Origin of the sequence: Nesterenkonia flava, from assembly GCF_031432335.1 — a bacterium.
In the GTDB taxonomy this organism is placed as follows: domain Bacteria; phylum Actinomycetota; class Actinomycetes; order Actinomycetales; family Micrococcaceae; genus Nesterenkonia; species Nesterenkonia flava.
This window is the reverse complement of the sequence record NZ_JAVKGT010000021.1, coordinates 32,960-56,467: the sequence shown is the minus strand read 5'-3', so window position 1 is coordinate 56,467 and position 23,508 is coordinate 32,960. Positions and strand designations below refer to the sequence as shown.

Annotated in this window: 23 protein-coding genes; 10 read left to right on the top strand and 13 right to left on the bottom strand. The window is 63.8% G+C overall.

Translation table 11 applies throughout. The features are described 5' to 3' along the window. The first annotated feature begins 93 nt into the window (after window positions 1-93). The 8 genes from RH857_RS09040 to RH857_RS09005 all read left to right on the top strand — a co-directional run bounded on the left by RH857_RS09040 (window position 94) and on the right by RH857_RS09005 (window position 7,125). Window positions 94-474 (top strand): cupin domain-containing protein, encoded by a 381-nt coding sequence (locus RH857_RS09040; protein WP_310537653.1) that lies wholly within the window; start codon window positions 94-96, stop codon window positions 472-474. Next, window positions 471-1,871: a trimethylamine monooxygenase gene (locus RH857_RS09035; protein ID WP_310537652.1), complete on the top strand. Its 1,401-nt coding sequence runs from the start codon at window positions 471-473 to the stop codon at window positions 1,869-1,871. Before RH857_RS09040 ends, RH857_RS09035 begins: the two co-directional genes overlap by 4 nt. An 85-nt stretch (window positions 1,872-1,956) precedes the next feature. Further along, a complete protein-coding gene (locus RH857_RS09030; RefSeq protein ID WP_310537651.1) occupies window positions 1,957-2,538 on the top strand; it encodes a dimethylamine monooxygenase subunit DmmA family protein in 582 nt (193 codons plus the stop codon). Further along, entirely contained in the window at window positions 2,535-3,488 is a 954-nt protein-coding gene (locus RH857_RS09025) for a PDR/VanB family oxidoreductase (RefSeq protein WP_310537650.1), read from the top strand. Before RH857_RS09030 ends, RH857_RS09025 begins: the two co-directional genes overlap by 4 nt. Continuing rightward, a complete protein-coding gene (locus RH857_RS09020; protein WP_310537649.1) occupies window positions 3,485-4,480 on the top strand; it encodes a heme-dependent oxidative N-demethylase family protein in 996 nt (331 codons plus the stop codon). The genes RH857_RS09025 and RH857_RS09020 overlap by 4 nt, the downstream gene beginning before the upstream one ends. Before the next feature lie 42 nt (window positions 4,481-4,522). Continuing rightward, window positions 4,523-5,746 carry an ammonium transporter gene (locus RH857_RS09015; RefSeq protein ID WP_310537648.1) on the top strand — a complete coding sequence of 408 codons (1,224 nt, stop codon included), beginning with the start codon at window positions 4,523-4,525 and terminating at the stop codon, window positions 5,744-5,746. 9 nt (window positions 5,747-5,755) lie between these two features. Beyond that, window positions 5,756-6,094 (top strand): P-II family nitrogen regulator, encoded by a 339-nt coding sequence (locus RH857_RS09010; RefSeq protein ID WP_310537647.1) that lies wholly within the window; start codon window positions 5,756-5,758, stop codon window positions 6,092-6,094. Window positions 6,095-6,270: 176 nt separating this feature from the next. Next, on the top strand, window positions 6,271-7,125 hold the full coding sequence (locus RH857_RS09005; protein ID WP_310537646.1) for an Rv1352/Rv1906c domain-containing protein: 855 nt from the start codon (window positions 6,271-6,273) through the stop codon (window positions 7,123-7,125). Window positions 7,126-7,129: 4 nt separating this feature from the next. Here the strand turns inward: RH857_RS09005 and RH857_RS09000 are convergent, their stop codons facing one another. The 9 genes from RH857_RS09000 to RH857_RS08960 form a co-directional block, all read right to left on the bottom strand. Further along, window positions 7,130-7,801 (bottom strand): helix-turn-helix domain-containing protein, encoded by a 672-nt coding sequence (locus RH857_RS09000; RefSeq protein ID WP_310537645.1) that lies wholly within the window; start codon window positions 7,799-7,801, stop codon window positions 7,130-7,132. Window positions 7,802-7,862: 61 nt separating this feature from the next. Further along, complete coding sequence (locus tag RH857_RS08995; protein WP_310537644.1) at window positions 7,863-8,996, bottom strand: FAD-dependent oxidoreductase; 1,134 nt, start codon at window positions 8,994-8,996, stop codon at window positions 7,863-7,865. Window positions 8,997-9,000: 4 nt separating this feature from the next. Beyond that, the gene (locus tag RH857_RS08990) at window positions 9,001-10,344 is read right to left on the bottom strand and encodes an FMN-binding glutamate synthase family protein (RefSeq protein ID WP_310537643.1); all 1,344 of its coding nucleotides are present in this window, start codon (window positions 10,342-10,344) and stop codon (window positions 9,001-9,003) included. Between the two features lie 23 nt (window positions 10,345-10,367). Continuing rightward, window positions 10,368-11,078, bottom strand: a complete 711-nt coding sequence (locus RH857_RS08985; protein ID WP_310537642.1) for a GltB/FmdC/FwdC-like GXGXG domain-containing protein — start codon at window positions 11,076-11,078, stop codon at window positions 10,368-10,370. After that, window positions 11,075-12,013 (bottom strand): class II glutamine amidotransferase domain-containing protein, encoded by a 939-nt coding sequence (locus RH857_RS08980; RefSeq protein WP_310537641.1) that lies wholly within the window; start codon window positions 12,011-12,013, stop codon window positions 11,075-11,077. Before RH857_RS08980 ends, RH857_RS08985 begins: the two co-directional genes overlap by 4 nt. Before the next feature lie 15 nt (window positions 12,014-12,028). Next, window positions 12,029-13,354 carry a type III glutamate--ammonia ligase gene (glnT, locus tag RH857_RS08975; protein ID WP_310537640.1) on the bottom strand — a complete coding sequence of 442 codons (1,326 nt, stop codon included), beginning with the start codon at window positions 13,352-13,354 and terminating at the stop codon, window positions 12,029-12,031. A 57-nt stretch (window positions 13,355-13,411) separates the two neighbouring features. Continuing rightward, window positions 13,412-13,912, bottom strand: coding sequence for a hypothetical protein (locus tag RH857_RS08970; RefSeq protein WP_310537639.1), 501 nt, complete (start codon window positions 13,910-13,912; stop codon window positions 13,412-13,414). Continuing rightward, window positions 13,903-15,906 (bottom strand): primary-amine oxidase, encoded by a 2,004-nt coding sequence (locus tag RH857_RS08965; protein ID WP_310537638.1) that lies wholly within the window; start codon window positions 15,904-15,906, stop codon window positions 13,903-13,905. Before RH857_RS08965 ends, RH857_RS08970 begins: the two co-directional genes overlap by 10 nt. 92 nt (window positions 15,907-15,998) lie before the next feature. After that, a complete protein-coding gene (locus RH857_RS08960) occupies window positions 15,999-17,069 on the bottom strand; it encodes a phosphotransferase enzyme family protein (RefSeq protein WP_310537637.1) in 1,071 nt (356 codons plus the stop codon). 299 nt (window positions 17,070-17,368) lie between these two features. Between RH857_RS08960 and RH857_RS08955 the strand changes: the two genes are divergently transcribed. Together RH857_RS08955 and RH857_RS08950 are read left to right on the top strand one after the other, a co-directional pair. Further along, a complete protein-coding gene (locus RH857_RS08955) occupies window positions 17,369-18,715 on the top strand; it encodes an aspartate aminotransferase family protein (RefSeq protein WP_310537636.1) in 1,347 nt (448 codons plus the stop codon). A 35-nt stretch (window positions 18,716-18,750) separates the two neighbouring features. Next, on the top strand, window positions 18,751-19,503 hold the full coding sequence (locus RH857_RS08950; RefSeq protein ID WP_310537635.1) for a GntR family transcriptional regulator: 753 nt from the start codon (window positions 18,751-18,753) through the stop codon (window positions 19,501-19,503). Between the two features lie 11 nt (window positions 19,504-19,514). On the opposite strand, the gene RH857_RS08945 is transcribed toward RH857_RS08950, so the two are convergent. Genes RH857_RS08945 through RH857_RS08930 form a run of 4 tightly spaced genes read right to left on the bottom strand, consistent with a single transcriptional unit; the run spans window position 19,515 to window position 23,502 of the window. Beyond that, window positions 19,515-20,930 carry an NAD-dependent succinate-semialdehyde dehydrogenase gene (locus tag RH857_RS08945; RefSeq protein WP_310537634.1) on the bottom strand — a complete coding sequence of 472 codons (1,416 nt, stop codon included), beginning with the start codon at window positions 20,928-20,930 and terminating at the stop codon, window positions 19,515-19,517. A gap of 29 nt (window positions 20,931-20,959) precedes the next feature. Beyond that, the gene (locus RH857_RS08940; protein WP_310537633.1) at window positions 20,960-21,592 is read right to left on the bottom strand and encodes an RraA family protein; all 633 of its coding nucleotides are present in this window, start codon (window positions 21,590-21,592) and stop codon (window positions 20,960-20,962) included. A gap of 11 nt (window positions 21,593-21,603) precedes the next feature. Beyond that, the gene (locus RH857_RS08935) at window positions 21,604-22,977 is read right to left on the bottom strand and encodes a TRAP transporter large permease (RefSeq protein ID WP_310537632.1); all 1,374 of its coding nucleotides are present in this window, start codon (window positions 22,975-22,977) and stop codon (window positions 21,604-21,606) included. Continuing rightward, entirely contained in the window at window positions 22,978-23,502 is a 525-nt protein-coding gene (locus tag RH857_RS08930; protein ID WP_310537631.1) for a TRAP transporter small permease subunit, read from the bottom strand. Between the last annotated feature and the right edge of the window lie 6 nt (window positions 23,503-23,508).

The following is a 23,508-nucleotide window of genomic DNA, read 5'->3' as shown; positions in this document are numbered from 1 at the left end:
GAGGCGGCACCGGGCACGCCCTGGCCGCTTGACGAAAACCATAGAGGCACCCCCCGAAACACCCCACCCACCACCAGAGAAAAGAGGACACCCATGGAACAGCAGCTTCTCGGCACCATGACCATCACCGGCGACATCCATAAGGTCAGCGACGCCAAACAGGCCATCCCCTCGATGAACGAGCCCGGAGTGGAAGCTTTCATCGGAGACGCCTACATGAACCCGCGGGGTGCACGCATGTGCAGCGGCTTCTTCGAGCTGAAGGCGGGGGAACCACTGGAGTACACCTACACCTATGACGAAATGAAGTACGTGGTGAAGGGCCAGTTCATCCTCACTGACATGAACACCGGCGAGCAGGTCATTGCTGAGGAGGGAGACATCCTATTCTTCCCGAAGGGCACACCGGTGAAGTTCGAGACCAAGGACTACGCCCTGGGCTTCTTCACCGGAGACAGGGACTTTGCCGCATGAGCCGCCGCATCGCTATCATCGGCGCCGGTCCTTCCGGCATGGCCCAGCTGCGGGCTTTCGCCTCTGCAGCCGCCCAGCAGGCGGAGATCCCGGAGATCGTGTGCTTTGAGAAGCAGTCAGACTGGGGCGGACAGTGGAACTACACCTGGCGCACCGGGCTGGACGAGCACAGCGAACCCGTCCATTCCTCGATGTACCGGCACCTGTGGTCCAACGGCCCCAAGGAATGCCTGGAATTCGCCGATTACACCTTTGACGAGCATTTCGGTCGCCCCATCTCCTCCTATCCACCGCGAGCCGTCCTGTGGGACTACATCAACGGCCGCGTCCACCATGCAGAGCTGGTGCCCGGGAGACTGCTGAAGGATGCGGTGCGATTCTCCACCGCAGTACGGCAGGTGAGCAGTCACTCAGAGCGCGGCTACCTGCTCACCAGCGAGCACCTGCCCACCGGGCAGCAGAGCACTGAACACTTCGACGCCGTCGTCGTCGCCTGCGGGCATTTCTCCTATCCGCACATCCCCGCCTTTGAAGGCATCAAGACGTTCCCAGGACCGGTCACCCATGCTCACGACTTCCGCGGAGCAGAGAGCCTCGCCGGCAAGGATGTCCTGATCATCGGCGGAAGCTATTCGGCAGAGGACATCGGTATCCAGGCCCATAAGCTCGGGGCCGCTTCGGTGACCTTCAGCGTCCGTACCCAGCCCATGGGCTTCGGATGGCCTGACACGCTTCAGGAGTGGCCACTCGTCGAGAGATTCACCGGAAGCACCACGCACTTCCTCGACGGTCGTACGCGCAGCTTCGATGCGGTGGTCCTCGCCACCGGTTATCGCCACCACTTCCCCTTTCTTGCTCCGGAGCTCCGGCTCGTCACCGCCAACACCCTGTACCCGGACGGGCTCTACAAAGGCGTGGTCTTCGAAGGCGCTCGCGACCTGTACTTCCTCGGGATGCAGGACCAGTGGTTCACCTTCAACATGTTCGACGCGCAGGCATGGTTCGTCCGCGACCTGATCCTGCAGCGTGCGGTGCTGCCTGACCCCCAGTCGCAGCGGAGGGATATCCAGACATGGCTCACCCGGCTCAAGTCCGTGCAGAGTGTGCGTGAGGACGTGCAGTTCCAGGCCGATTACATCGCCGATCTCATTGAGCTCACCGACTATCCGTCCTTTGACCTGGACACGGTGGTGGAGACCTTCCTCGCATGGAAGCAGGACAAGAAGGAGAACATCCTCACCTACCGGGACCGCTGCTACCGCTCCGTGATGACTGGAACGCTCGCTGCACCCCACCACACACCGTGGATGGAAGCCTTCGACGACAGCGTCGAGGAGTATCTGCGCGAAGACTCCTCGCCACGTTACTCAGCCCTTTCGTCGCTGACACGCCAGTGAAATACACAGCTGTTTACCTGGAGACAACGATGTTCACCAATATGAACACCTCGAGAACATGGCCCGGGAGGGATAGATGGTGACCATGGCACACACCTCCGTACCCTCGTGGGCGCTGAGGCCCCAACGCCAGCCCGCCGGCCCTGAGGCCGCCCGTGCATGGGTGCTCACCTTTGACCGTGAGTCAGCACCGGAGACCTGGATCCGGGAGCTGACCTCCGCCGACGTTCCCCATGATGTGCTGCGGCTGAGCGACGCCTCCGCCGAGGAGATCACCGATAGTGTCACACGTCTCACTGCTGAGGCAACGGTGGGCGGCCGCCTCCTGCTGCACGGACCGGTGGCAGAGGTCCTGACAGCCCGGGCAGCGGCGCTCGATCTCGGGTTCCTGGACGGGGAGATCCTGGTCTGGACCACCGCGGTGGAGACCATTCCCCTGTTCTGTGTGCATTGCCAGCACCAGTTCCTGGTGCAGGCACGCATCGACGACGTCGTCCCCTGCGGCGCCTGCGGCACCGAGTTGGTCATCTACTACCACCTCTCCCGTCGGCAAGGCAGTTTCATGGGCTTCAAGCACAATGCGGAGGCGTGGCCCCCGCACAAGCCTGCTGACTCCACTCCCGGCGGGCACCCCCGTGCCCGAATGACCGCAGGGGTTGCAGCATGAACATCACCAGGGAGCTGGAAATCACCGGCATCAGCGAGACCGCCCCGGAGGTACGGACGTTGACACTGGCTGCTCCCGACCGCAGCCTGCTGCCGTCCTTTGTCCCCGGCAGCCACTTGGTGCTGGAATGCGGTGAACGCGCCAACGCCTACTCTCTGACGTCGGATCCGCTGAGCCCTCAGTCCTATCGCATCTCTGTGCTGAGGCTCAGAGATGGCCAGGGCGGGTCGGCGTGGCTGCACCGGCGGGGTCTCGGCGAGCGCCTGCGGGCACGGCCACCGCGCTCAGCGTTCGCCCCGCAGCTCTCCGCTCGCAAGCATTTACTGATCGCTGGCGGCATCGGCGTGACCCCGATCCTTTCACTTGTGCGCGCAGCACGTCAGTGGGGGCATGCCGTGGAAGTGCTCTACGTGCACCGCCCGGGGTACGGAGCCCACTGCGAGGAGCTCCATGCCCTGGCGCCGGGTTCGGTCCGGTGCCTTTCCGGGCGAGAGGCGTTCCTGGCTGACTTCGAGCGCACCGTCCGTACCCAGCCGGTGGGAACGCATCTGTACTGCTGCGGTCCGGAAGCCTTCATGGATTCAGTGCAGCAGAGCGCCTCCGCCGCCGGGTGGCCGGAGGTCCGCATTCACACCGAACGCTTCGGAGTTGGCGCCCTGGAGCCCGGAGAACCTTTCGAGGTTGAGCTCACCGACTCACAGCAGCGCCTCACCGTCCCCTCAGGGGTCAGCCTGCTTGAGGCCCTGGAGAAGCAAGGTTTCACCATCCCGAATCTGTGCCGGCAGGGGGTATGCGGGGAGTGCGTGCTTCCGGTCTCCCGGGGCTCGGTCCTCCACCGCGATCACTACCTCACCGAGGCTGAGAAGGAGGCCGGGGACTCCATGATGTGCTGCGTCTCCCGAGCGGCGCCGGGCTCAGAAGGACCGATCCGATTGGAGATTCCGCTGTGAGTACACGCACCGCTGCCGACCTGGTCACAACTTTTCCGTTTCCTTTTCCTCAGGACACCTACCGTTACTCCACTAATGTGGAACCCGCGGGACGTCCCGTGGAGACCCCCGCGGGCCAGTGGGGCTCATCCATGCTCGCCGTGGACAGCGAGTACCACCATGAGCTGAACGAACGGGCCGAGATCCTTCAGCGCGACCCCTCACGGCTGCAAGTACTGGACCATATGCGACCAGCAGCCTGGGACGCGATGCTCACCCTCATGCAGGAGCTCGCCCTGGCGTATCCGCAGGATTTTTCCCTGACCCGAAACGCCGACGGCACCTTCACCTGGATCAACCACCTCCTGGGCTGGCATCAGCAGTTCACCTGGGGAGATGAGAGCAGCCTGCCCACCGAGCCGATGGCCTATATCGGGGCCCAGGTGCAGGAAGACATCGCCCTGCTGGACCAGCGCGGCTCAGAGCTGTTCGTGGATGCCGGGGTCATCACCTTCGCGGCGGACTGGTCCTTCGGCTTTGACGTGGGCATGAGCTTCATGGAGATCCACGGGCCCGTACCCCGGGTACATGATCTGGGTGTCATTGCACGAGCCCAGACATTCATCACCCGCCTGCAGGTAGGTGCCCCCTACCGCCGCACCAACTGGAGCCTGACCATCGGACGACGTCTGGACGTGGCCACCGAGGTCTATGACCGGTGGGGCCCTGATCGCGGGTGGATCCAGACCGTAGACGACACCACTTTCGGGGACGCCGTGCACCTGCGCGTGGAGGTGCAGCACCTGGTGCGCCTGCCGCAGACCGGGGCGGTGATGTTCCTCATCCGCACCTGCATGCTCCCCCTCTCTGAGCTCGCCCGCATCGAGCCCTGGAGAGCCCGCACCCACGCGGTGCTCCAAGAACTCCCGGAGGACATGGCCGACTACAAAGGCTTCCTCTCCTACCGGGACCGCGCGGTGGCCTGGCTGGACCGCCAGGCTCCCGCGGACTGAGAAACCCATCACTCGCACTGAAACGAATGGAGGTCTGCACGGATGGTAGATCCACAGGAAATGGCAGACGTGGCCTGGATACTGGCCGCGGCCACCGTAGTGCTGCTCATGTTCCCCGGACTGGCGCTGTTCTACGGCGGCATGGCCGGCAGCAAGAATGTGCTGAATATGTTCGCCATGGCGATGTCCACCCTGGGCACCGTCACCATCATCTACGTGCTCTACGGACACGGCATGGTGCTCGGTGAATCCCTCGGCGGAATCATCGGCAACCCCACCGACTACTTCGGCATTGTGGGCTACGAGGCCTCGGGGCTGGAGGGCGGGTTCTCTGAAACCCTGGACCTGGCGTTCTTCACCCTCTTCGCCTGCATTACGGTCTCCATCATCGCCTCCGGCGCCCTGGGGCGCATGAAGTTCTCCGCCTGGCTGATCTTCAGCGTGCTCTGGGCGACCCTCGTCTACTTCCCGCTGGGCCACTGGGTTTTCGGCGACGGTTGGATGGGCAACACCTTCGAGTTCCACGACTACGCCGGCGGCACCGCGGTGCACATGGCTTCCGGTTTCGGCGCCCTGGCCCTGGCCCTGGTGCTGGGCAAGCGCAAGAACATGGGCGAACGCCCTCACAACATGCCGCTGGTGCTGCTGGGCGCAGGCATCCTGTGGATGGGCTGGTTCGGCTTCAACGGCGGCACCGCTGAGGGCGCCAATTACCTGGCCCAGTACACCGTGATGACCACGCTCTTTGCCGGCGGCACCGGCATGCTGGGCTTCATGCTCTACGAGAAGATCGTCACCGGAAAAGCCACCGTGCTTGGCCTGTGCTCGGGCATTGTGGCCGGCCTGGTGGCCATCACACCCGCTGCTGATGCGGTAGATCCCTTCGGTGCGCTGACTCTGGGCCTGATCGCCGGGTTCTTTGTGGCCTGGGCCTGCACCTGGAAGACCAAGCTGGGCATTGATGAGTCGCTGGATGCCTTCGCCGTGCACGGCATCGGCGGTATTGTCGGCGCCATGTTCGTGGTCTTCTTCGGCTGGGCCACTTACACCGCTGATGAGCCCATTCGCGGCATCTTCTTCGGCGGCGAGTGGAGCCTGCTGTTCGGGGAGATGGCAGCGATCGGCGTCACCTGCGCCTATGCCTTCGGCGTGACCTGGGTGCTGGTCAAGGTGATGGACCTGACCATGAAGATCCGTGTGGAGGAGGACGCTGAGGAGGACCTCGACTTTACCCTCCACGGCCAGACCGCCTACGACATCAAGTAAGGATCAGCCATGAAACTGATTACTGCGATCATCCAGCGCAAGAAGCTCGACGCCGTCACCGAGGCCCTGGCGGCCAAAGGAGTGGGCGGCCTGACCGTCTCAGACGTCCTGGGCTATGGCAACCAGAAGGGGCGCCGCGAGATCTTCCGCGGCAAGGAGTTCAACGTGGACTTCATCCCCAAGACCCGCATCGATGTGATCATCTCGGCGGAGGATGCCGAAGACATCATTGAAACCATCGCCGTGGCCGCTCGCACTGGCGAGATCGGCGACGGCAAGATCTGGTCCACCCCGCTCTCCGGCGTCGTACGTGTCCGCACCGGGGAACACGGAGAAGAAGCGATCTGATTCCACCTTAGACCCCCACATCTGTGGGACCTCCAGGAAGTGGGGGCGTCGGTCTCGAAAGAGACGGCGCCCCCACTTTTCTGCTCTTCATCACAAGAAACAAACCAAGCCTGATCCGCAGCCCCACCCCCGGAACGCTAATCTGAGATCAACACTCGCTTCTGACTTGGGGACATATGAAGAAACATTTCGCACTCCTGGTAGTTCTTGGCTTTGCGTTGAGTGGATGCTCAACTTTGTTTGACTCAGAGGCGCCTTCAGAAGAAAGCAGCGATTTCCGCAATGCTGCGCAAGCACTTCGGGCATTCGAAGAAGAAGGCGGAAACTGCGAAGCTGAAGAAGAACCGTCATTTAGCGAATTTGGAGAAGCCCTAAAGTGCCACACTGGAATTATCATCTACTCCTGGGAAGCTGGTGCATCTGAAAGTCTCACCGAGCTAGAAGCTGCGATTGGACTTACCGCGAACGAAGAGCGATTCCATGTAGCAGGCACCAACTGGGCATTTTCGGTAGCTGGTGAAGACAGCGCCCTGTGGATTCACGAGCGGTTGGGTGGGCAGATCATTTCACCTGGGCTCACGCGCGGCGAGCGAGGGGAAATTACTGGGACCGTTGTCGTGACGGACGTGCAGGAGATCGAAGTCGAGCCCGCCGATATGGATGATCGCCGGGCGGCACTCGATGAACGCGACAAAGAGCTCGATGAACGCGATAGGGAACTTGTGGCGTGGGCCGAAGAACTTGAAGAGCATGAGGCCGAACTGGATGCGCGAAACGACACCATCACCACCGCCGAACGAGAGATCGAAGAGAACGCCATTCCGGGCGCCGGGATGTACCTCGTAGGTACAGACATCCAACCTGGTACGTATTACACCAACGCAGATCGCTGCTACTGGGCACGGCTCTCAGGATTCTCCGGGAATCTGTCAGATATCCTCGCCAACGGCAACACACGAGGCACCACCTACGTCACCATCGCTCCGACCGACACCGCCTTTGAAACACGGTGCCGCTGGGAACGTCAGTAAATCGTCAGTGCGAGGTGTTGTCGGGAAAAGCGATCACGGAGAGGAACCGGATAGGCAGCTGAACAAGCGCGGTGGGCCCGTGGGGCGCCTCTCCGTCGAACTGCAGCGAGTCACCCTCATTCAGCCGGTAGGTGGAGATTCCGTGCCCGTAGTCCATCACACCCTCGATCATGTAGATGAACTCGGTGCCGGGATGCTGGAAGAGCGGGTAGGCATCAGAGTCCTGCGTCAGCGTCACCATGAGGGACTCCAGGCGCTTGTGCTGCCCCCGCAGGGAACCCAGCAGCTCATAGGCGTGCCCCGCCTTGGTCCCGTTGCGGGTGATCATAGGGCCGGTGCCAGCGGCGGTGTAGACAGCCTCCCGCTCAGCCTCCGCGCCGCGGAACAACGAAGTCACCGGCACGTCCAGCCCCTGGGCCAGCAGCGCGAGCGTCGCTAAGGAAGACGACGTCTGGGCGTTCTCGATCTTCGAGAGCATCGCCTTTGAGAGTCCGATGCGTCCGGCCATCTCAGACACGGAGAGACCGTGCTGCTGGCGCAGCGCCCGCACGTTGAAACCGATAATCTCGGCGAGGTTGTCTGCCGCCAGCGGTGCTGTGCTGCTGCGATCTCGAGCCTGTCCGGCGATATTGCGCAGCAGAGGCTGGGAGGAGTCGGGGGTCTCGGCGGGACTCATCCACCCAGCCTACCGAACGTTTCCCCAGGGTTGACACGCCAGGATAGATTCACACTCCCGGTCAGAGACGGAACCTGAAGCGCTCTGGAGGCTCCACACCACCCACGGCCTGGGCGATGATCTCGCCCAGCAGCGGGGCAAACTTGGCGCCGTGCCCGGAGCACGGGGAGGCGATGGTCAGCGGCCCCACCGTGTCGATCAGAAAATCCTCGTCGGAGGTCATGGTGAACAGGCAGCTCATCGCCGCCGTCGGCTCGGGCTCCAGGCCGGGGAAATGCTCCTGGAGATAGTGGTCGACGTCGTGGCGAGCCCGGGGGTCGATCACCTTGTCACGACCGCTGGCGGTGGTAGTGAAGGCGCTGTCGAACTGCCCGATCTTCATCGCGGGAGACTCCCCGCCGTCGGCTCCGGAGGGCAGCGTGTAGAACTCGCCGTCGTTGTGGGCGGCGATCCCCTTGTGCACCACCACCGGATACTGCACGCCTGGGTCCCGCTGACGGAAGTGGAAGACCTCCTGCTGCTTCACGGTGAACTGCGGCAGAGCGGGTTTGAGGTTCAGGTCCCGGAGAAAGCGTGGCAGCTGCTCCGGCAGCCACGCCCCCATGCAGAGCACCACGTGCCGCGCTCTCCATGAGATTCCGGTGGTGCTGTGCACCCTTAGCCCTTCCCCGGCGGGCTCCAGCGACTCGACCACTGCGCCCGTCACCAACTGCGCCCCATGGGCCTGGGCCCGGTTCACCATGGCGGCCACCGTGGCATCGGCGTTGAGCCAACCGGCATCGGGATGGAACATTGCCGGTTCATCAACCACCAGGCCCGGCCACCGCTCGGTCACCTCCTCAGGCGCCATCATGTGCGCAGCAACGCCGCAGCCGCGCATCACCTCCAGCAGCCGGGAAGCATCACGCTTGATTCCGCTGTCCAGCCCTCCCGTCACCGTCCGCAGCGGCACGCCGGCCTCTGACTCGAGGGCGTCCCACCAGGGTTCGCCACGACCGGTCAGCTCCACGTAGAAGGGATCCGCATAGGCTCGCCGGAAAATCCGTGAGGTCCCGTGAGAACTGCCGTTGCTATGGCCAAGGTGGAATCGTTCCAGCAGGGTGACCTCCCGCCCGGAGCGGGCCAGATGCCAGGCTGCGGAGGCGCCAGCAAGTCCAGAACCGATGACGACGACGTCGGCGCTGCTCTCTGCCATCAGCTCACCACTGGCTCCCCGGCGCACCCGGAATCCAGTCTGTACCGGCCAAGGGCACGCGGGCCATGGCCGAGGACTCCACTGTCAGCGCCACGAGGTCCTCAGGCTCCAGGTGGGTCACGTGGGACTTTCCGCAGGCGCGAGCAATGGTCTGGGCTTCCAGGGTCATCACGTGCAGGAAGTTGGCCAGGCGCCGCCCTGCGGCCTCTGGATCCAGGCGTTGCTGCAGTTCGGGGTCCTGGGTGGTGATGCCGGCCGGGTCGGTCCCGTCCTGGTAGTCATCGAAGAACCCGGCGGCGGAACCCAGCTGTTCGTACTCCTGCGCATAGGCGGGGTTGTTGTCCCCCAGTGCGATGAGCGCCGCCGTTCCGATCGCCACGGCGTCGGCCCCCAGAGCAAGGGCCTTGGCCACATCGGCGCCGTTGCGGATGCCTCCGGAGACGATGAGCTGGACCTCCTTCTCCATCTCCAGGTCCCGCAGCGCCTGCGCTGCCTGGGGAATCGCTGCCAGGGTGGGGATGCCCACGTGTTCGATGAATACGTCCTGGGTTGCCGCTGTGGAGCCCTGCATACCGTCCACCACGACGACGTCGGCTCCTGCATGCACGGCGAGCTTGACGTCGTAGTAGGTGCGGGAGGCCCCCACCTTGATGTAAATCGGCACCTGCCAGTCGGTGATCTCCCGCAGCTCCTGAATTTTGATGGTCAGATCATCCGGTCCGGTCCAGTCCGGGTGACGGCATGCGGAGCGCTGGTCAATGCCTTCGGGGAGGGTGCGCATCCGCGCCACGCGCTCAGTGATCTTCTGACCCAGCAGCATGCCGCCGCCGCCGGGTTTGGCGCCCTGACCCAGCACCACCTCGATGGCATCAGCCATACGCAGGTGATCGGGGTTCATGCCGTACCGGGAGGGCAGGTATTGATAGACCAGTTTCTTGGACTGACCCCTCTCCTCGTCGGTCATTCCGCCGTCACCCGTGGTGGTGGAGGTGCCGGCGGCGGAGGCACCCCGTCCCAGGGCGTCTTTAGCGCGGCCAGAGAGTGCCCCGAAGCTCATCCCCGCGATGGTGATGGGGATGTCCAGGTGCAGCGGCTTCTCCGCATGGCGGCTGCCCAGGATCACGTCGGTGTCGCAGCGCTCGCGATAGCCCTCCAGGGGGTAGCGAGACATGGAAGCACCGAGGAACAGAAGGTCATCGAAATGCGGCAGGCTGCGTTTGGCTCCGCCTCCGCGGATGTCATAGACGCCGGTGGCGGCGGCCCGCCGGATGCTGGCGATGGTCGTACGGTCAAAAGTCGCGGATTCGCGCAGCCCCTGCTGGGCGCGCACGTCTGGGGTGATCGTCACGGCTGGGTCCTCTCGTGGGCGCGTCAGTAGGCGCTGACGTTGTCAACAGTGAAGTGGTAGAGCTTCCGGGCGGAGCCGTAGCGGGTGTAGTCCGCGGTGTCCTCTCCCTCATAGCCGGCATCTGCCAGGAGCTGTGCTAGCTCGTGGTGATGCTCGGGCCGCATCGGTTTGGCAACGCAGTCGGCCCCCAACGAGGCCACCTGACCCTTGACGTAGATCCGCGCCTCGTAGATGGAATCACCCAGGGCATCACCGGCGTCGCCGCGTACCACCAGGCGGCCGGCCTGAGCCATGAACGCGCTCATGTGACCGATGCTTCCGCCCACCACGATGTCCACGCCCTTCATGGAGATGCCACAGCGTGCTGCGGCGTCGCCGTCGATCACCAGCAGGCCGCCGTGGGCCGTAGCCCCGGCCGACTGGCTGGCATTGCCCTGGACGTGGACCCGGCCGCTCATCATGTTCTCCGCGACCCCCACGCCGGCGTTTCCGGTGATCGTGATTCTGGCGTGCTTGTTCATTCCGGCGGCGTAGTAGCCCACGTGGCCGTCCACGGTGATGTCGATGTCTGCATCCACACCAGCGGCCACAGCATGAGCTCCGCGGGGATTGGTGATGCTCACCGGGCCGGGAAGGGCGGCGGAGCCGATGTCGTGGTGTAGGGCGTGGTTGACCTCCCGAAGGGGGGTCTCGGCGAGGTCGAAGACGGTGGCGGTGGAGGTAGCGGTGCTCATGCGGGGATCGCCTCCTGGTGGCTGGTGTGCGCGTTGCCGGTGCGGGACCATGCGTAGATGCGGTCGGGTTCGGGTTCGTACAGGCGGGCATTCTCGATGCCGGGGAGGTCGGCCAGGGCGCGGTACTCGCTGGCCATCGCCACCCAGTCCACGTGCTCGGCGATCACCGCGGGCTTGCAGGCGATGGCGTCACGAACCACCGCGAAGGAATCCCGGTTGGAGACCAGCAGCGTGTAGAAGCCGTCGAACTCCTCAGCCAGGGCATGAACAGCCTGCTCAACAGTGGCGCCGCTGCGCATCTTCTCTGCGATGAAGCGCGCACCGACCTCGGTGTCGTTCTCCGAGTCGAACTCCACTCCGGCCCGCAGCAGCTCGCGGCGGATGGTGGCGTGGTTGGAGAAGCTGCCGTTGTGGACCATGCACTGCCCCTCCCCCACAGCGTAGGGGTGGCATCCTCCGGGGGTGACAGCAGATTCGGTGGCCATCCGGGTGTGGCCGACTCCCTGCCAGCCCTGGGCCTGCGGCAACCCATAGGCATGCGCGAGGTCACGGGGGTGACCGACCCCTTTGAGAACAGCCAGGTCTCGGCCGAAGCCGCTGATGAGCGCCTCCGGGGCGGCATCTTTCACCGCGGCCCGCAGCTCCTGAACCTCCGCAGCGGCACTGACAAGCTGCGTCTCTGCGGCCTGAATCACCTGCGGGGTCTCACTCAGCCGCTCGCTGAGCGCCTGAGTCAGTTCCTCCTGCGAGAGGCCCGACTCCAGCACAGAGACGGTCACGGTGCCGGGCGGGGACCAGCGGGGGTCGCCGTAGACCGCGACGCCGGCAGAGTCAGCACCTCGCTCCTCCATCTCACACAGCATGGAGGTGAGCAGCTCACCCAGCCGCGGGTAGAGCTCAGGACTGCGCAGGTGAAGCCCAACGATTCCGCACATAGTTCTGGGTCCTTTCTAGAAGGCGGTGAGGTACCGCTCCAGCTCCCATTCGGAGACCTGAGCGTGGTAGTCGTAAAACTCTTGACGTTTCAGCTGGGTGTAATAGGGCCCGACGTCGGGGTTCACGGCACCCAGCACTCCCAGTACCACGGGGTCTGCTTCGAGGGCTTCGACGGCGTCCATGAGGGTCAGCGGGAGCTTGGGGGCGTCGTCGCGCTTCTCGCCGGGAGTTCCCGGATCCAGCTTCCGGGCAATGCCGTCCAGCCCCGCACCCACCGCTGCCGCCACCGCGAGGTAGGGGTTGGCCGAGCCGTCGCCTCCGCGGAGTTCTACTCGCTGCTCGTCTGGCACGCGGATGTAGTGGGTCCGGTCGTTGCCGCCGTAGGTTGCTGTCCGCGGCGCCCATGAGGCGCCCGAGGTCGTGGAGACCGCGCCGGTGCGCTTATAGGAGTTCACGGTGGGGGCCAGAAGTCCCTGGAGGGCACTGGCGTGCTCCAGCAGTCCTCCCACAAAGTGGTAGGCCGTGTCGCTCAGCCCCAAGCCGTTGAGGTCCTTCTTCTTTGTCCGCCCCAGGGGGAAAGAGGGTTTTCCCTTGGCTGTCAGGGAGATGTGCAGGTGCAGCCCGGAACCGGTCCTGTCGCTGAAGGGCTTGGGCATGAAGGTCGCGATCATGCCGCGTTCCTCGGCGAGCATCGAGATGATATAGCGCAGTGCCACTACCCGGTCGGCAGTGGTGAGAGCATCGGCGTAGTGGAAGTTCTGCTCGAACTGACCATTGCCGTCCTCGTGGTCATTGGCGTAGTTGCCCCAGCCCAGGAAATTCATAGCCTCGGAGATGGCGGAGAGATGGCCGAACATGCGTGTCACTCCACGCGCGTCATAGCAGGGCTGAGCTGCGGTGTCGGCGTCGTCGGCGGTACAGAGCTTGCCGTCCCCATCGCGTTTGAGGAGAAAATACTCCACTTCTGCGCCCACGTGGGGCTCATAGCCGGCCTCTGCCGCCTGGGCGATGAGGCGTTTGAGGATCACCCGTGGCGAGTAGCCCCAGGGCTTGCCCTCCACGTGAGGGTCGCAGTGCACAATCGCCAGGCCCTCCCGGATGAAAGGAATCGGCGTGAAGGAGGCGGCATCGGGAAGCGCCATAATGTCTGGGTCTTTGGGCTCCTGTCCCATCGCCCCGGCGGCATAGCCGGCAAAGCCGACGCCTTCGCTGATGAGCTGGTCTACAGCCTCAACGGGCACGAGTTTGGCGCAGGGCTTGCCGTGGAGGTCCACGAACAGCGCCAGGATGAACTTGGTCTCGTGCTCAGCGACGAGGTCTTTGAGCGAGGGGGCCGCCATGATGCACCTTTCACTGACAGGAATCGGTGTACACCAGTAGTAGACCCCATGTGTGTTTCAGGCGTATGAACGATCCGTCTCGGGGCGGGAAACTTCCCGCAGGCCGCGGGAGACTCGTCCACACATGAGCGCCGCAGCGGCCAGCACCACCTCCGCAGCAGCAACCACGGAGGCCGTCATCAGAAGTGATTCATGATCCAGCGGCAGATGGCTCAGCGGCAGACCGTGATGGCCATGCTCCACCCCGACTGCGGCACTGTCCTCCCCCGGACCATGCGAGCCATGACCTCCCTGCAGCAGGAGCCACACGTGAAGACCCAGCATCAGCGCATTCATCGTGGCCAGCGCCGTCCACGTGCGCGGGGACGACTCACGCCACAGATGCCCGGCACAGGGGAAACAGACCACCGCCATGGCTGCGATGAGCACCCCTGCGACCAGACTCCCGTCTCCAAGCATCATCACGTGCAGGAGGGCCGATACCAAGGCGAGGACTGCCGCGAGGCGGCGCACTACTTCAGGCAGGCGTGCCCTCAGGGAGGGGGCGCTCAGTGGCACTGGCAGCCAGACCCGCCGCAGCATGAGCCATGGGAAGGAGTCTCCGCGGGGTAGTCCAGCATCGGATTGCCGTCGAAGAAACTGGAGGGTTTGAGGTGGAAGCCCACTGTGGCCACGGGCATCACCGGCCAGTCCTCGGGGCGGGGCGCATGATGAGCACACAGAATGGGCCAGACCACCAGGTCAGCGCCTTCCAGAGACCGGTCAGCGGCAGCATACTTGGGAAGGCCGTCCCCTCCTGGGTTCTGCGGCACATACTCTCCTGCCGCATAGCGCTCCCGCTCGTCAAAAGCCGTGACCCACAGATGCTTGCGCGCAAAACCGCCGCGCGCATACTGCTGGGAACCCGGCTGGGCCAGTGGCAGGGCCATACTCCCGCCCAGCTCCAGCTTGTAGCCGATGTCATTGCCGGTGACCGGGTTCTTCTTCCCGGCGTTGGTGATGATCCAGCTGCGACCGCGCAGCGGGTCCGCCACACGTTGCGCCTCGGACTCCGAGGCCAGCAGGGTCTTCGACTCGTACCATGCGTTACCCCAGACGTTCTCTTCCTCGGGGGCCACCTCGGCCTGGACCTCGTAGACGCTGTTGGCGGGGCCGTCCACGTTCATGTCCAGTCGCATGCCGAAGAAGTGCTGATGATTAGGCCCGTAGAGCCCCGGGGCGAGCACCGTGCCGTACTTAGGTCGTTCGCCCTCGAAGGCGCCCGTAGAAAGGATGCCGGTGAGTTTGGCCTCGAACTCGATCGAGCCGTCGAGATAGAGATACCAGTAGAAGCCGTAGTCATAATTGCCCACGGTGGTGAAGATGCTGATCACCAGACGTCGGTTGCGGCGCACCTCGCCCTCACCCGTGCGATAGTCGGTGTGTTTCCAGCCGACGCCGGAGTCCTCTTCATGGATGCAGATGGCGTTCTGGATCTTCGCTGGTTCCCCGTCCTGCGTGCACACATAGGCGTCCAGGTAGGTGATCTCGCCCAGGCAGTCGCAGCCGAGCACCAGGGAGTTGGCCATCCCGCCGAGGCCATATTCGCCCTCGTCGAAGACGTTCTTGTTCCAGTGCGTATGCCCGGGATCCCCGTAGGGCACGTACATCTCGGCCAAGGATGCGCGGTAGAGCACGGGGCGCTCGGTCCCGCGGTCGTTGTACGTGATGTTGTGCAGCACCAGGCCTTCACGCGGGGTGAAGCCGATGCGCAGCTTCCAGTTGGCCCAGGCGATGCCATGGCCCTCCATAGTGAAGCTGGGGCCCTCAGGCTGGGTGATCTCCAGGGGCTTCATCGGCTCACGCACCTGCTCAAAATGCGGCGAGTTCTCCGGATCCGTGATCGTTGCGGCTGTGTAGTTTCCCTTCTTCTCCGGGAGGGGGACGACGCCGTGATCCTCCACGGCAAGGATCTCCCGGGTGTCGAGGTCCACGGTCACAATGAGGTTCTCCACCGGTTTGGCATAGCCGTTGGGGTCGTTCTCATCCTCACAGATAAACAGAATCGGACGGGAGATCCGCCGGACCCCCGGATGGTCCTCCTCGGTGGTGTAACCGGCAGCCCACTTGTCCACAATCGCCAGAGCCGGGTCGGTGACCCCGCGCTTGGCCAGGGCCTCCTGCACGCGGGGGTCCGCCCGAATCATGTCCTCGCAAAAGAGGAACTCCTCCTCCGTCATGGGCGGCTGCGCCTCAGGAATCACGGTCAGGGAAGTCACAGCGCTGGCCGTGAGGTCCACCACTGCTTCAAGAGTTTGCTGTGCGGCGCGGTCGCGGAGAACAACAAACGCCTCCCGAACCACGGGCGAACCCTCCGCCTCATAGGACCAGACGTCCTCCTTGGCGGGTTCCTTCAGCTCGATGAACACAAAGCGCATGCCGCTGTGATAGTCGGGATGCTGCTTCACCGCGGTCGAAGCGGCTGTGATCTCCTCCGGCGCCAGCGGCTCCAGAGGATGGAGCGGAACCAGTGGTTCCGCGGCAGTCTTGCCGAACGGGGCTGTCGTGGTCATCGGTGTACTCCTTGCAGCGCTTCAGGAAGGTCCTCTCCAGAGTCCCAACCGACTGTTACGGCACTGCTATCACCTGGTTACGGAGACGCAACTCAGTCCAGCAGCCACGTTGGCGAGTTCAGGTATCTGCGTGCGACCTCCGCGCTGCCAGGCAGCTGAGCATCCCAAATCTCCGCCGGCAAGGCGTCCGGACGGTGCGTCGTCGTCCACCCCACCATCTGGAGCCGGCGAATCATGCTCAGCGCGCAGGCATAGCGGACCTGCGTCTCGCTGAGGGGGCGCACACTCGTGTAGCCCGCTAACCAATCCTGAGCGATGCTCGGGGTGTAGGCCTCGTGTTCGATGAAGGAGAATGCTGAGGCAAAGTCATAAAGGAACCAGCCCTGCCCGCAGTCGTCAAAGTCGATGACGGTCAGGGAACCCTGTGTGCTCATGATGTTGGAGGGGCGCAGGTCGGCATGGATGAGGCCTCTCCCCTCCGGGGCGGCTACTAGGGGCGCCACATCGCTGCGCGCCTGAGCTTCAGCCTCCTCCATGATCTGACGCTGCTCAGGTGTGAGATCTGCATGCCGCCAGTCTCCCCATCGAGAGTTCACCCCGAGCATGTCCTCAAGGTTCCAGGTCAACCGGTCGAATCCTTCAGGACGGTGCCATCGTTCAGACTGCTCGTGGAACTGGGCTGTGATCTCACCAATCTGCCGGTAATAGGGGCGCGGATCAGACATATCCTCAAGCACCTCACCGTCCACGAACGCGAAGGCCACCACATACCAGGGCTCCTCGTCAGAGGGGGAGGCGCCGGCGTCGTCGTGCACTGCGAGCACTAGTGAGCCGTCCGCCAGGGGCAGCACTTTGGGCACGGCAACCTCAGTCTCGGCGGCGAGCGCCTGCACCCAGATCAGCTCACACGCGATCTGGTGCGGATCCACATAGGCAGGGCGGTGCACTCGCAGGACGGCATAAGGCGCCCCATCCAGATCGAGCCGGAAGGTGGCGTTCTCTGAGACGGCAATCAGGTGTGCGGTGATCCGGGCGGGGTTCAGGCCCCATCCCTTCGCCACCGCATGCATGAGCCAATCAGGCGCGGCGTCTCCCCTGCGCAAGGCGGCGAAGGCCGTGAAGGGGTCCGCGGTGACAAGTCCGGCGGAGCTGAGCTGAGTCATGAAAAGTTCTCCTCTTGACGGGACGAAGAGGAGGTCTGGGCACCACTGAAGTACTGTGGCACGCTCTCCGGCAGCCAGGGAAGGCACCAGCATGATGTTTTACACCGACGTCACACAGGGAAAGAGTTGTCACAGACCATTTATGCAGCAGGCTGATCTGTTCATCTGGTTGAAACACCAGGGTCGACGGCAGCAGCGAACCGGCTGACAGGATGGAATCCATCACCGTTTACTCACCCAGGAGGGTTTGGGCACCTTCTTCCGTGAGATCCGCTCCGCAAGACTCGCAAAGGACACCCATGGCTACTCGCTCCACCATCATGGACACCAACTCGTTCCGCGCGGAGCATGCCGCAGCGCTGGACGAGCAGACCCGCAGGCTCACTGAGCGCCGGCAGGAGGTCCTCGGCGGCTCCTATCGTCTCTTCTACCGGAAGCCCGTGCACCTGGTGCGAGGGCAGGGGCAGTACCTCTGGGACGCCGAGGGCAATAAGTACCTGGATATGTACAACAACGTGGCCAGCATCGGTCACGCCCATCCCGCTGTGGTGGACGCCGTTCACGGGCAGATGCAGCAGTTAAATACCCATACCCGCTACCTCCACGAGCGCATCCTGGACTACACGGAGGAGCTGCGCACGACCCTGCCGGAGTACCTCACCGCGGGCGATTACAAGGCCATGTACATGTGCACCGGTTCTGAGGCCAATGATCTGGCGATTCGCGTGGCGAAGGCCTACACGGGCGGCACGGGGCTCATCGCCACTGCTGAGGCCTATCACGGCACCTCCGAGCTGACCTCCTCCATCTCGCCTGCTCTCGGTTCTGGCCAGCCCATCGGCGAGCATGTCTGGCTACTGCCCGCGCCGGACTCCTACCGCACCGGCGTGAAGGACATCGGCGCGTGGTTCGCCCAGAAGATTCGTGACGCTATTGCGGAGATGACCTCACAGGGGGTCACTTTCGCCGGATTCATCGCCGATTCGATCTTCTCCTCCGACGGCGTGCTGCCCGGAACCTACCTCAAAGAGGCCATCGACGCCGTACATGAAGCCGGAGGGGTTTTCATTGCTGACGAGGTTCAGCCCGGCTTCGCCCGCACCGGAGAAGAATTCTGGGGTTTTGCCTGTCACGGTGTCTCCCCCGACATCATCACGATGGGAAAGCCCATGGGCAACGGCATCCCTGTCTCTGGACTGCTGGCCAGGTCAGAGGTGCTGGCCAGCTTCAGCGACACCATCCCGTACTTCAGCACGTTCGGCGGGAACCCGGTGTCTATGGCTGCGGCGCAAGCAGTGCTGGAGGTGATCCGCTGTGAAGGCCTGCAGGCCCATGCGCTCGACGTCGGGGCTCAGGCGCTGGATTCCTTCCGTCAGCTCGCTACCGCGCATGAGAATGTCGGTGATGTCCGCGGGTCGGGGCTCTTCATCGGGTTCGAACTGGTGAGGGATCGCGACACCAGGGAACCGGCTCGGGACCTTGCACTGGCGATGCTGGAGGAGCTGCGCAGCCGGGGAGTGCTCACCTCGGTGGCCGGTCCCCACGGCAATGTGCTGAAGCTGCGCCCGCCCTTGCCTTTCAGCGAGCAGGACATTCCCTGGGCGACCCAGGCACTGGATGAGTCGCTGAGCGTCCTGACCCGGTGAACACCGGCAACGGGGGCCAGCCCTAGGATGAAGGCGTGGATGATCGGCAGGAGGATTCCGGCACAGAGCAGGTACGGCTTCGCCTGCTGAGGCTGATCCGCGAGCAGGATTTCCGGCCCGGGGAGCGCATCGGCACCGAGCGTGGCCTCTCTTCTACTCTGGGGGTGAGCCGGCCGGCGCTTCGCAAAGCCCTGGACTGCCTGGAGTCTGAGCGGCTGATCCGCCGCTCTATGGGGCGAACCGGCGGAGTCTTTGCCGATGATGGGAAGATCCAGCGCCACCTCAACACCGTCCAGGGGGTGCCCGATATGGTGCGCCGTCAGGGGTTCTCCGTCGAGACTCAGGTCCTGGAAGCCGTGATGGCTCAACCCGCACCCTCAGAGCGCCGAGCTCTTCGCCTCGAGCGCGAAGAACCCGTGCTGCGCATCCGCCGTCTGCGGCTGGTGGGTGGTGAATCCTGGTCACTGGACACCTCTGTGCTCCCGGCCCGGCGCTACCCCGGACTTCTGAGCGAGGACCTCACCGGCTCCCTCTATGCGCTGCTCACCCGCCGATATCAGCTGATAGTGGACCGCGCGGAGGAGACGGTGGAGGCTACGGCGTCCTCCCCCGAGGCGGCAGCGCTTCTGAAAGTCGCGCCCGGGGCGGGTCTGCTGAAGATCAGTCGCGTCACCTATGACCCGCACGGGGCTCCCGCAGAGTACGCGAATGACTTCTTCCGGGCCGACCGCACCCGCATTCATATGCAGAGGGTCGGCACCAATTGGAAGCGGGCCGGGCGCAGCTAGGGCACTTGCCGTCAGACCTCGGCGCCTTCGCTGATGTAGAGCAGCCGCTTATTGACGAACTCATCCATGCCCAAGGGCCCCAGCTCACGCCCGAAGCCAGAGCGCTTGATACCGCCGAAGGGCATATCAGCAGCCTCTGACCCACCCACATTGGCGTTGATCATGCCCGAGTCCAGCTGCTGGGCCACCTCAATAGCCTCGCTCTGGTCTGCGGAGAATACAGCCCCGCCGAGGCCGTACGGCGAGCTGTTGGCCACAGCCACCGCCTCCGCCGCGTCCTTGACCCGGTAGACCATGACAACCGGACCGAACAGCTCCTCCGTGTACGCGTCCATCTCCGGGGTGATCCCAGAGAGCACGGTGGGCTCCACCCACGCCCCGGGCTGCTCCGGGCGTCCGCCGCCGGTATGCAGCACAGCCCCTTGAGCCACGGCTCGCTGAATCTGCTCGTGCAGTGTCTGAGCGGCTCGTTCCGAGGAGAGCGGATAATAGGTGTCTGCCGCAGGCTTCGCCGGATCTCCCGGCAGCAGCCGGCTGACCTCACGTACCGTCTCATCCAGGAACTCCTCGTACAGCTCCTCTGCCACTAGCAGCCGCTTGTTCGAGGTACAGGCCTGTCCCATGTTGAACATGCGCTTCTGCACCGCCTGACGTGCAGCGGCCCGGATATCGCGGGCCTGCAGATAGATGTGAGCGTCGGAGCCACCCAGCTCCAGAACTACCTTTTTCAGGTGACGACCGGCGATCTCTGCCACCGCTGCCCCTGCGCGTTCAGAGCCGGTGAGGGAGACACCCTGCACCCGTTCATCGGCGATGATCGTCTCAATCTGCTCGTGTGTGACGAAGATGTTCTGATATGCCCCCTCGGGAATGCCTGCCTCCCGGAAGAGGCTCTCCAGGGCTAGTGCTGACTGCGGACACGTCTCAGCATGTTTGAGCAGCACAGTGTTCCCCAGGATCAGATTGGGGGCGGCGAAACGGGCCACCTGATAGTACGGAAAATTCCACGGCATGATGCCCAGCAGCACGCCCAGGGGACGACTCTGCAGCACCGCTTTGAATCCGCCTTCGTGTTTGATCACCTGATCCGCGGTGAGCGCCGGTGCATGATCGGCGTAATACCGGAAGATGTCCACGCACGTCTGAACCTCATCCTCTGCCTCATGCAGGGACTTACCCATCTCCGCTGTGATGATCCGGGCCAGTTCCCCTGAGTCGCGTTCACAGAGCTCGGCGATACGGCGGGCAGTCTCAATACGCTGTTCCATAGGCCGGGCCGCCCACGGTCCATAAGCGGTGTGCGCCGCGGAGACCGCTGCTTCCACGCCCTGGCCGGTCAGGCAGTCGTAGCGCGCCTGCACCTCGTTGGTCGCGGGATTCTGCGTGCGGAACCCCGTTTCGGCTGCGGCTTCATGGTGCTCGGTCACAGTGTTTCCTTCCTGAGCGGGAGGGACGATTATCCCAAGTAGAGGATGTTCTCCAACGGTTCTCCTGCGGCGATGCGGCGCAGAATGGCCGGCTCGGCGTCGTCGGAGGCTTCAGCTTCCTTCACGACCGACGCCGCCGTCTCAGGACTGAGGATGACCACACCGTTGCCGTCACCCAGCACCACGTCACCGGGGCGCACGGTGACGCCGTCGATGGTGACCGGGACACCGAATTCGGCTTCCTGGGAGTTCTTCCTCTTGGTGGTCAATGCGGTCGTGCCCCGGGCGAAGACCGGCAGCGGTGTCCGACCGCCAGCGGTGGAGTTCAGTTCCCGGCGGTCAGTAACGGCACCGTCGACGACGACGCCGGCAGCTCCCTGCGCTTGGACGGCAGCGATCGTGACCGCGCCGACCGGTGCATGCTCATGGTCTCCGCACATGTCGATGACCAGCACCTGTCCCGGCTCCAGGGCGAGGACGGCTCTGTTGACCGCTACGGCATCGGCATCGGGCAGACGCAGCGTAGCCGCTGTGCCCACCATCCGAGGCGCATCCACGATCGCTTTGATCGCCAGTGAGCAGAAACCGTCCTCCAAAAAGTGCCCCAGAGTGGGAAACTCCACGCGGCTCAGAGATGTCAGAAGGTCTGTGTTATGTGCCATCATCGCCCTCTCTACGCGGCTGACATTTCAGGCAGGAACGTGACGATCTCCGGGAACATGAAGATCACAGCGATGATCACGAAATCTGCGATGTAGTACGGGAAGGTGCCCCGGAACACCTGGTCCACGTGCAGCCCGGGGGTTGTTCCTGCAGTGACGAAGGCGTTGAGCCCGATGGGCGGGGTGATCATGCCCAGCTCGATGAGCTTGACGATGAGGATGCCCAGCCACAGCCCGTCAAATCCGAGATCGGTGATCGGCTGGTAGACCAGAGGCACCGTGATGACGAGCAGGGAGATGGAGTCCAGGAACATGCCACCGGGTATCAGCACCAACAGCAGCATGATGACCACGACTTCAGGAGGCACGGGAAGGTCCACCACAAAGTTGGACAGCGCTGTGGGGACGCCTGCGGTGACCAGGAAGTAGGAGAAGATTCCTGCACCCACCAGGATCAGGAAGATCGAGGAGTTCAGGGAGACCGTCTCGCGCAGGGCCAGCGAGAGATTGTGCAGCAGTTTGCGCGGAGTCTTCATGTACTGCGTCACGATCAGCAGCAGCGCGACCACCGCACCGATCGCTGCCGACTCGCTGGGGGTGAAGAAACCCGAGTAGATGCCGCCGATCACAATCGTGAAGATGAGGGCAAGCGCGAGGATCGCCCGCACCGCTGAAGCGGGGCTGAGGTCGATGCCGCCGTCGTCGGGAATCCCGGCCTCGGCCAGGCGCTTCCGTCCGGTCTCGGGGCTCTGGTCCGTGCCACCCACGCTGATCAGGGCGGGCTTGCGCTTGGCCATGAGAATCGCGAACCCTGCCAGCATCACTGCGGAGAGAATGCCCGGAATGATGCCGGCCATCAGCAGCTCACCAACGGATTCATTGGTCATCGTGCCGTAGAGCACCAGGATGATGCTGGGCGGGATCAGCACAGCCAGGGAGCCGGAGACGGCGACGGCAGCCGAAGCAAACGTCTTGGTATAGCCATGGCGGATCATCTCGGTGATCGCGGTCCGCCCCAGGGTCCCGACAGAAGCCAGGGAGGAACCGGTCACTGCACCGAATCCGGCCGAGGCGAAGATGGTGGAGACCGCCAGCCCTCCGGGGAGCTTCTTCAGCGCTCGTGAGGCCAGTGCGAACAGCTGCTGGGCGATGCCGCTGTGCAGTGTGAGCATGCCCATCAGGATGAACATGGGGACCACCACAAGATTGGCTCGGCCCACTGAGGAGTAGGTGGTACCGCCGATGACGCTGCTGGCCAGTTCGAAGCCGCCCATCAGGATGAGTCCGGCGATGCCGGTGGCCCCCAGCGCGATAGCTACGGGAATGCCGCCCAGCAGAAGGAAGAACAGAAGGATAATCGCGATAACAACGGGAAGAGCTTCCATCTAGGGCACACTCCTGATCTTTCGAAGAGCATCGCTGAGACGAGGCAGCAGCGAGAAGAAGTAGGCGGCCAGTCCAAGAGCAAGTGCGATACGCGCCGGCCAGACAGGAATCTGCACCAGCCCGAAGCGATACTCCTGCGTCTGGAACGCGGCCCATGCTCGTTCCCCGGTCACTATGGCCATCCATCCCACCACCAGCAGAACCAGCACCAGGCCGACGCTGGTGACCACCGCGGCCGTGCGCTCAGGAAGCCTCCGCAGGACGATGTTCATGTGAACGTGCGCACCACGCGTCTCAGCAAAAGCCAGCCCGAGGAACACTGAGGCGACCATCAGAACTTCGCCCATTTCGATCACGCCGGGAATGGCCCGACCAGTGGTTTCCCGTCGCAGCACATCTGCCACGGTGGCAACCATCATGAAGACGATGATCACCATTGCCACGCCCGCCAGCAGGCGCGCCATCAAAGTGACGGCGCGCCCGCCGATGCCGGGACGCTTCTGTTCAGCTTCGCTGTGCGTCATGTGGGC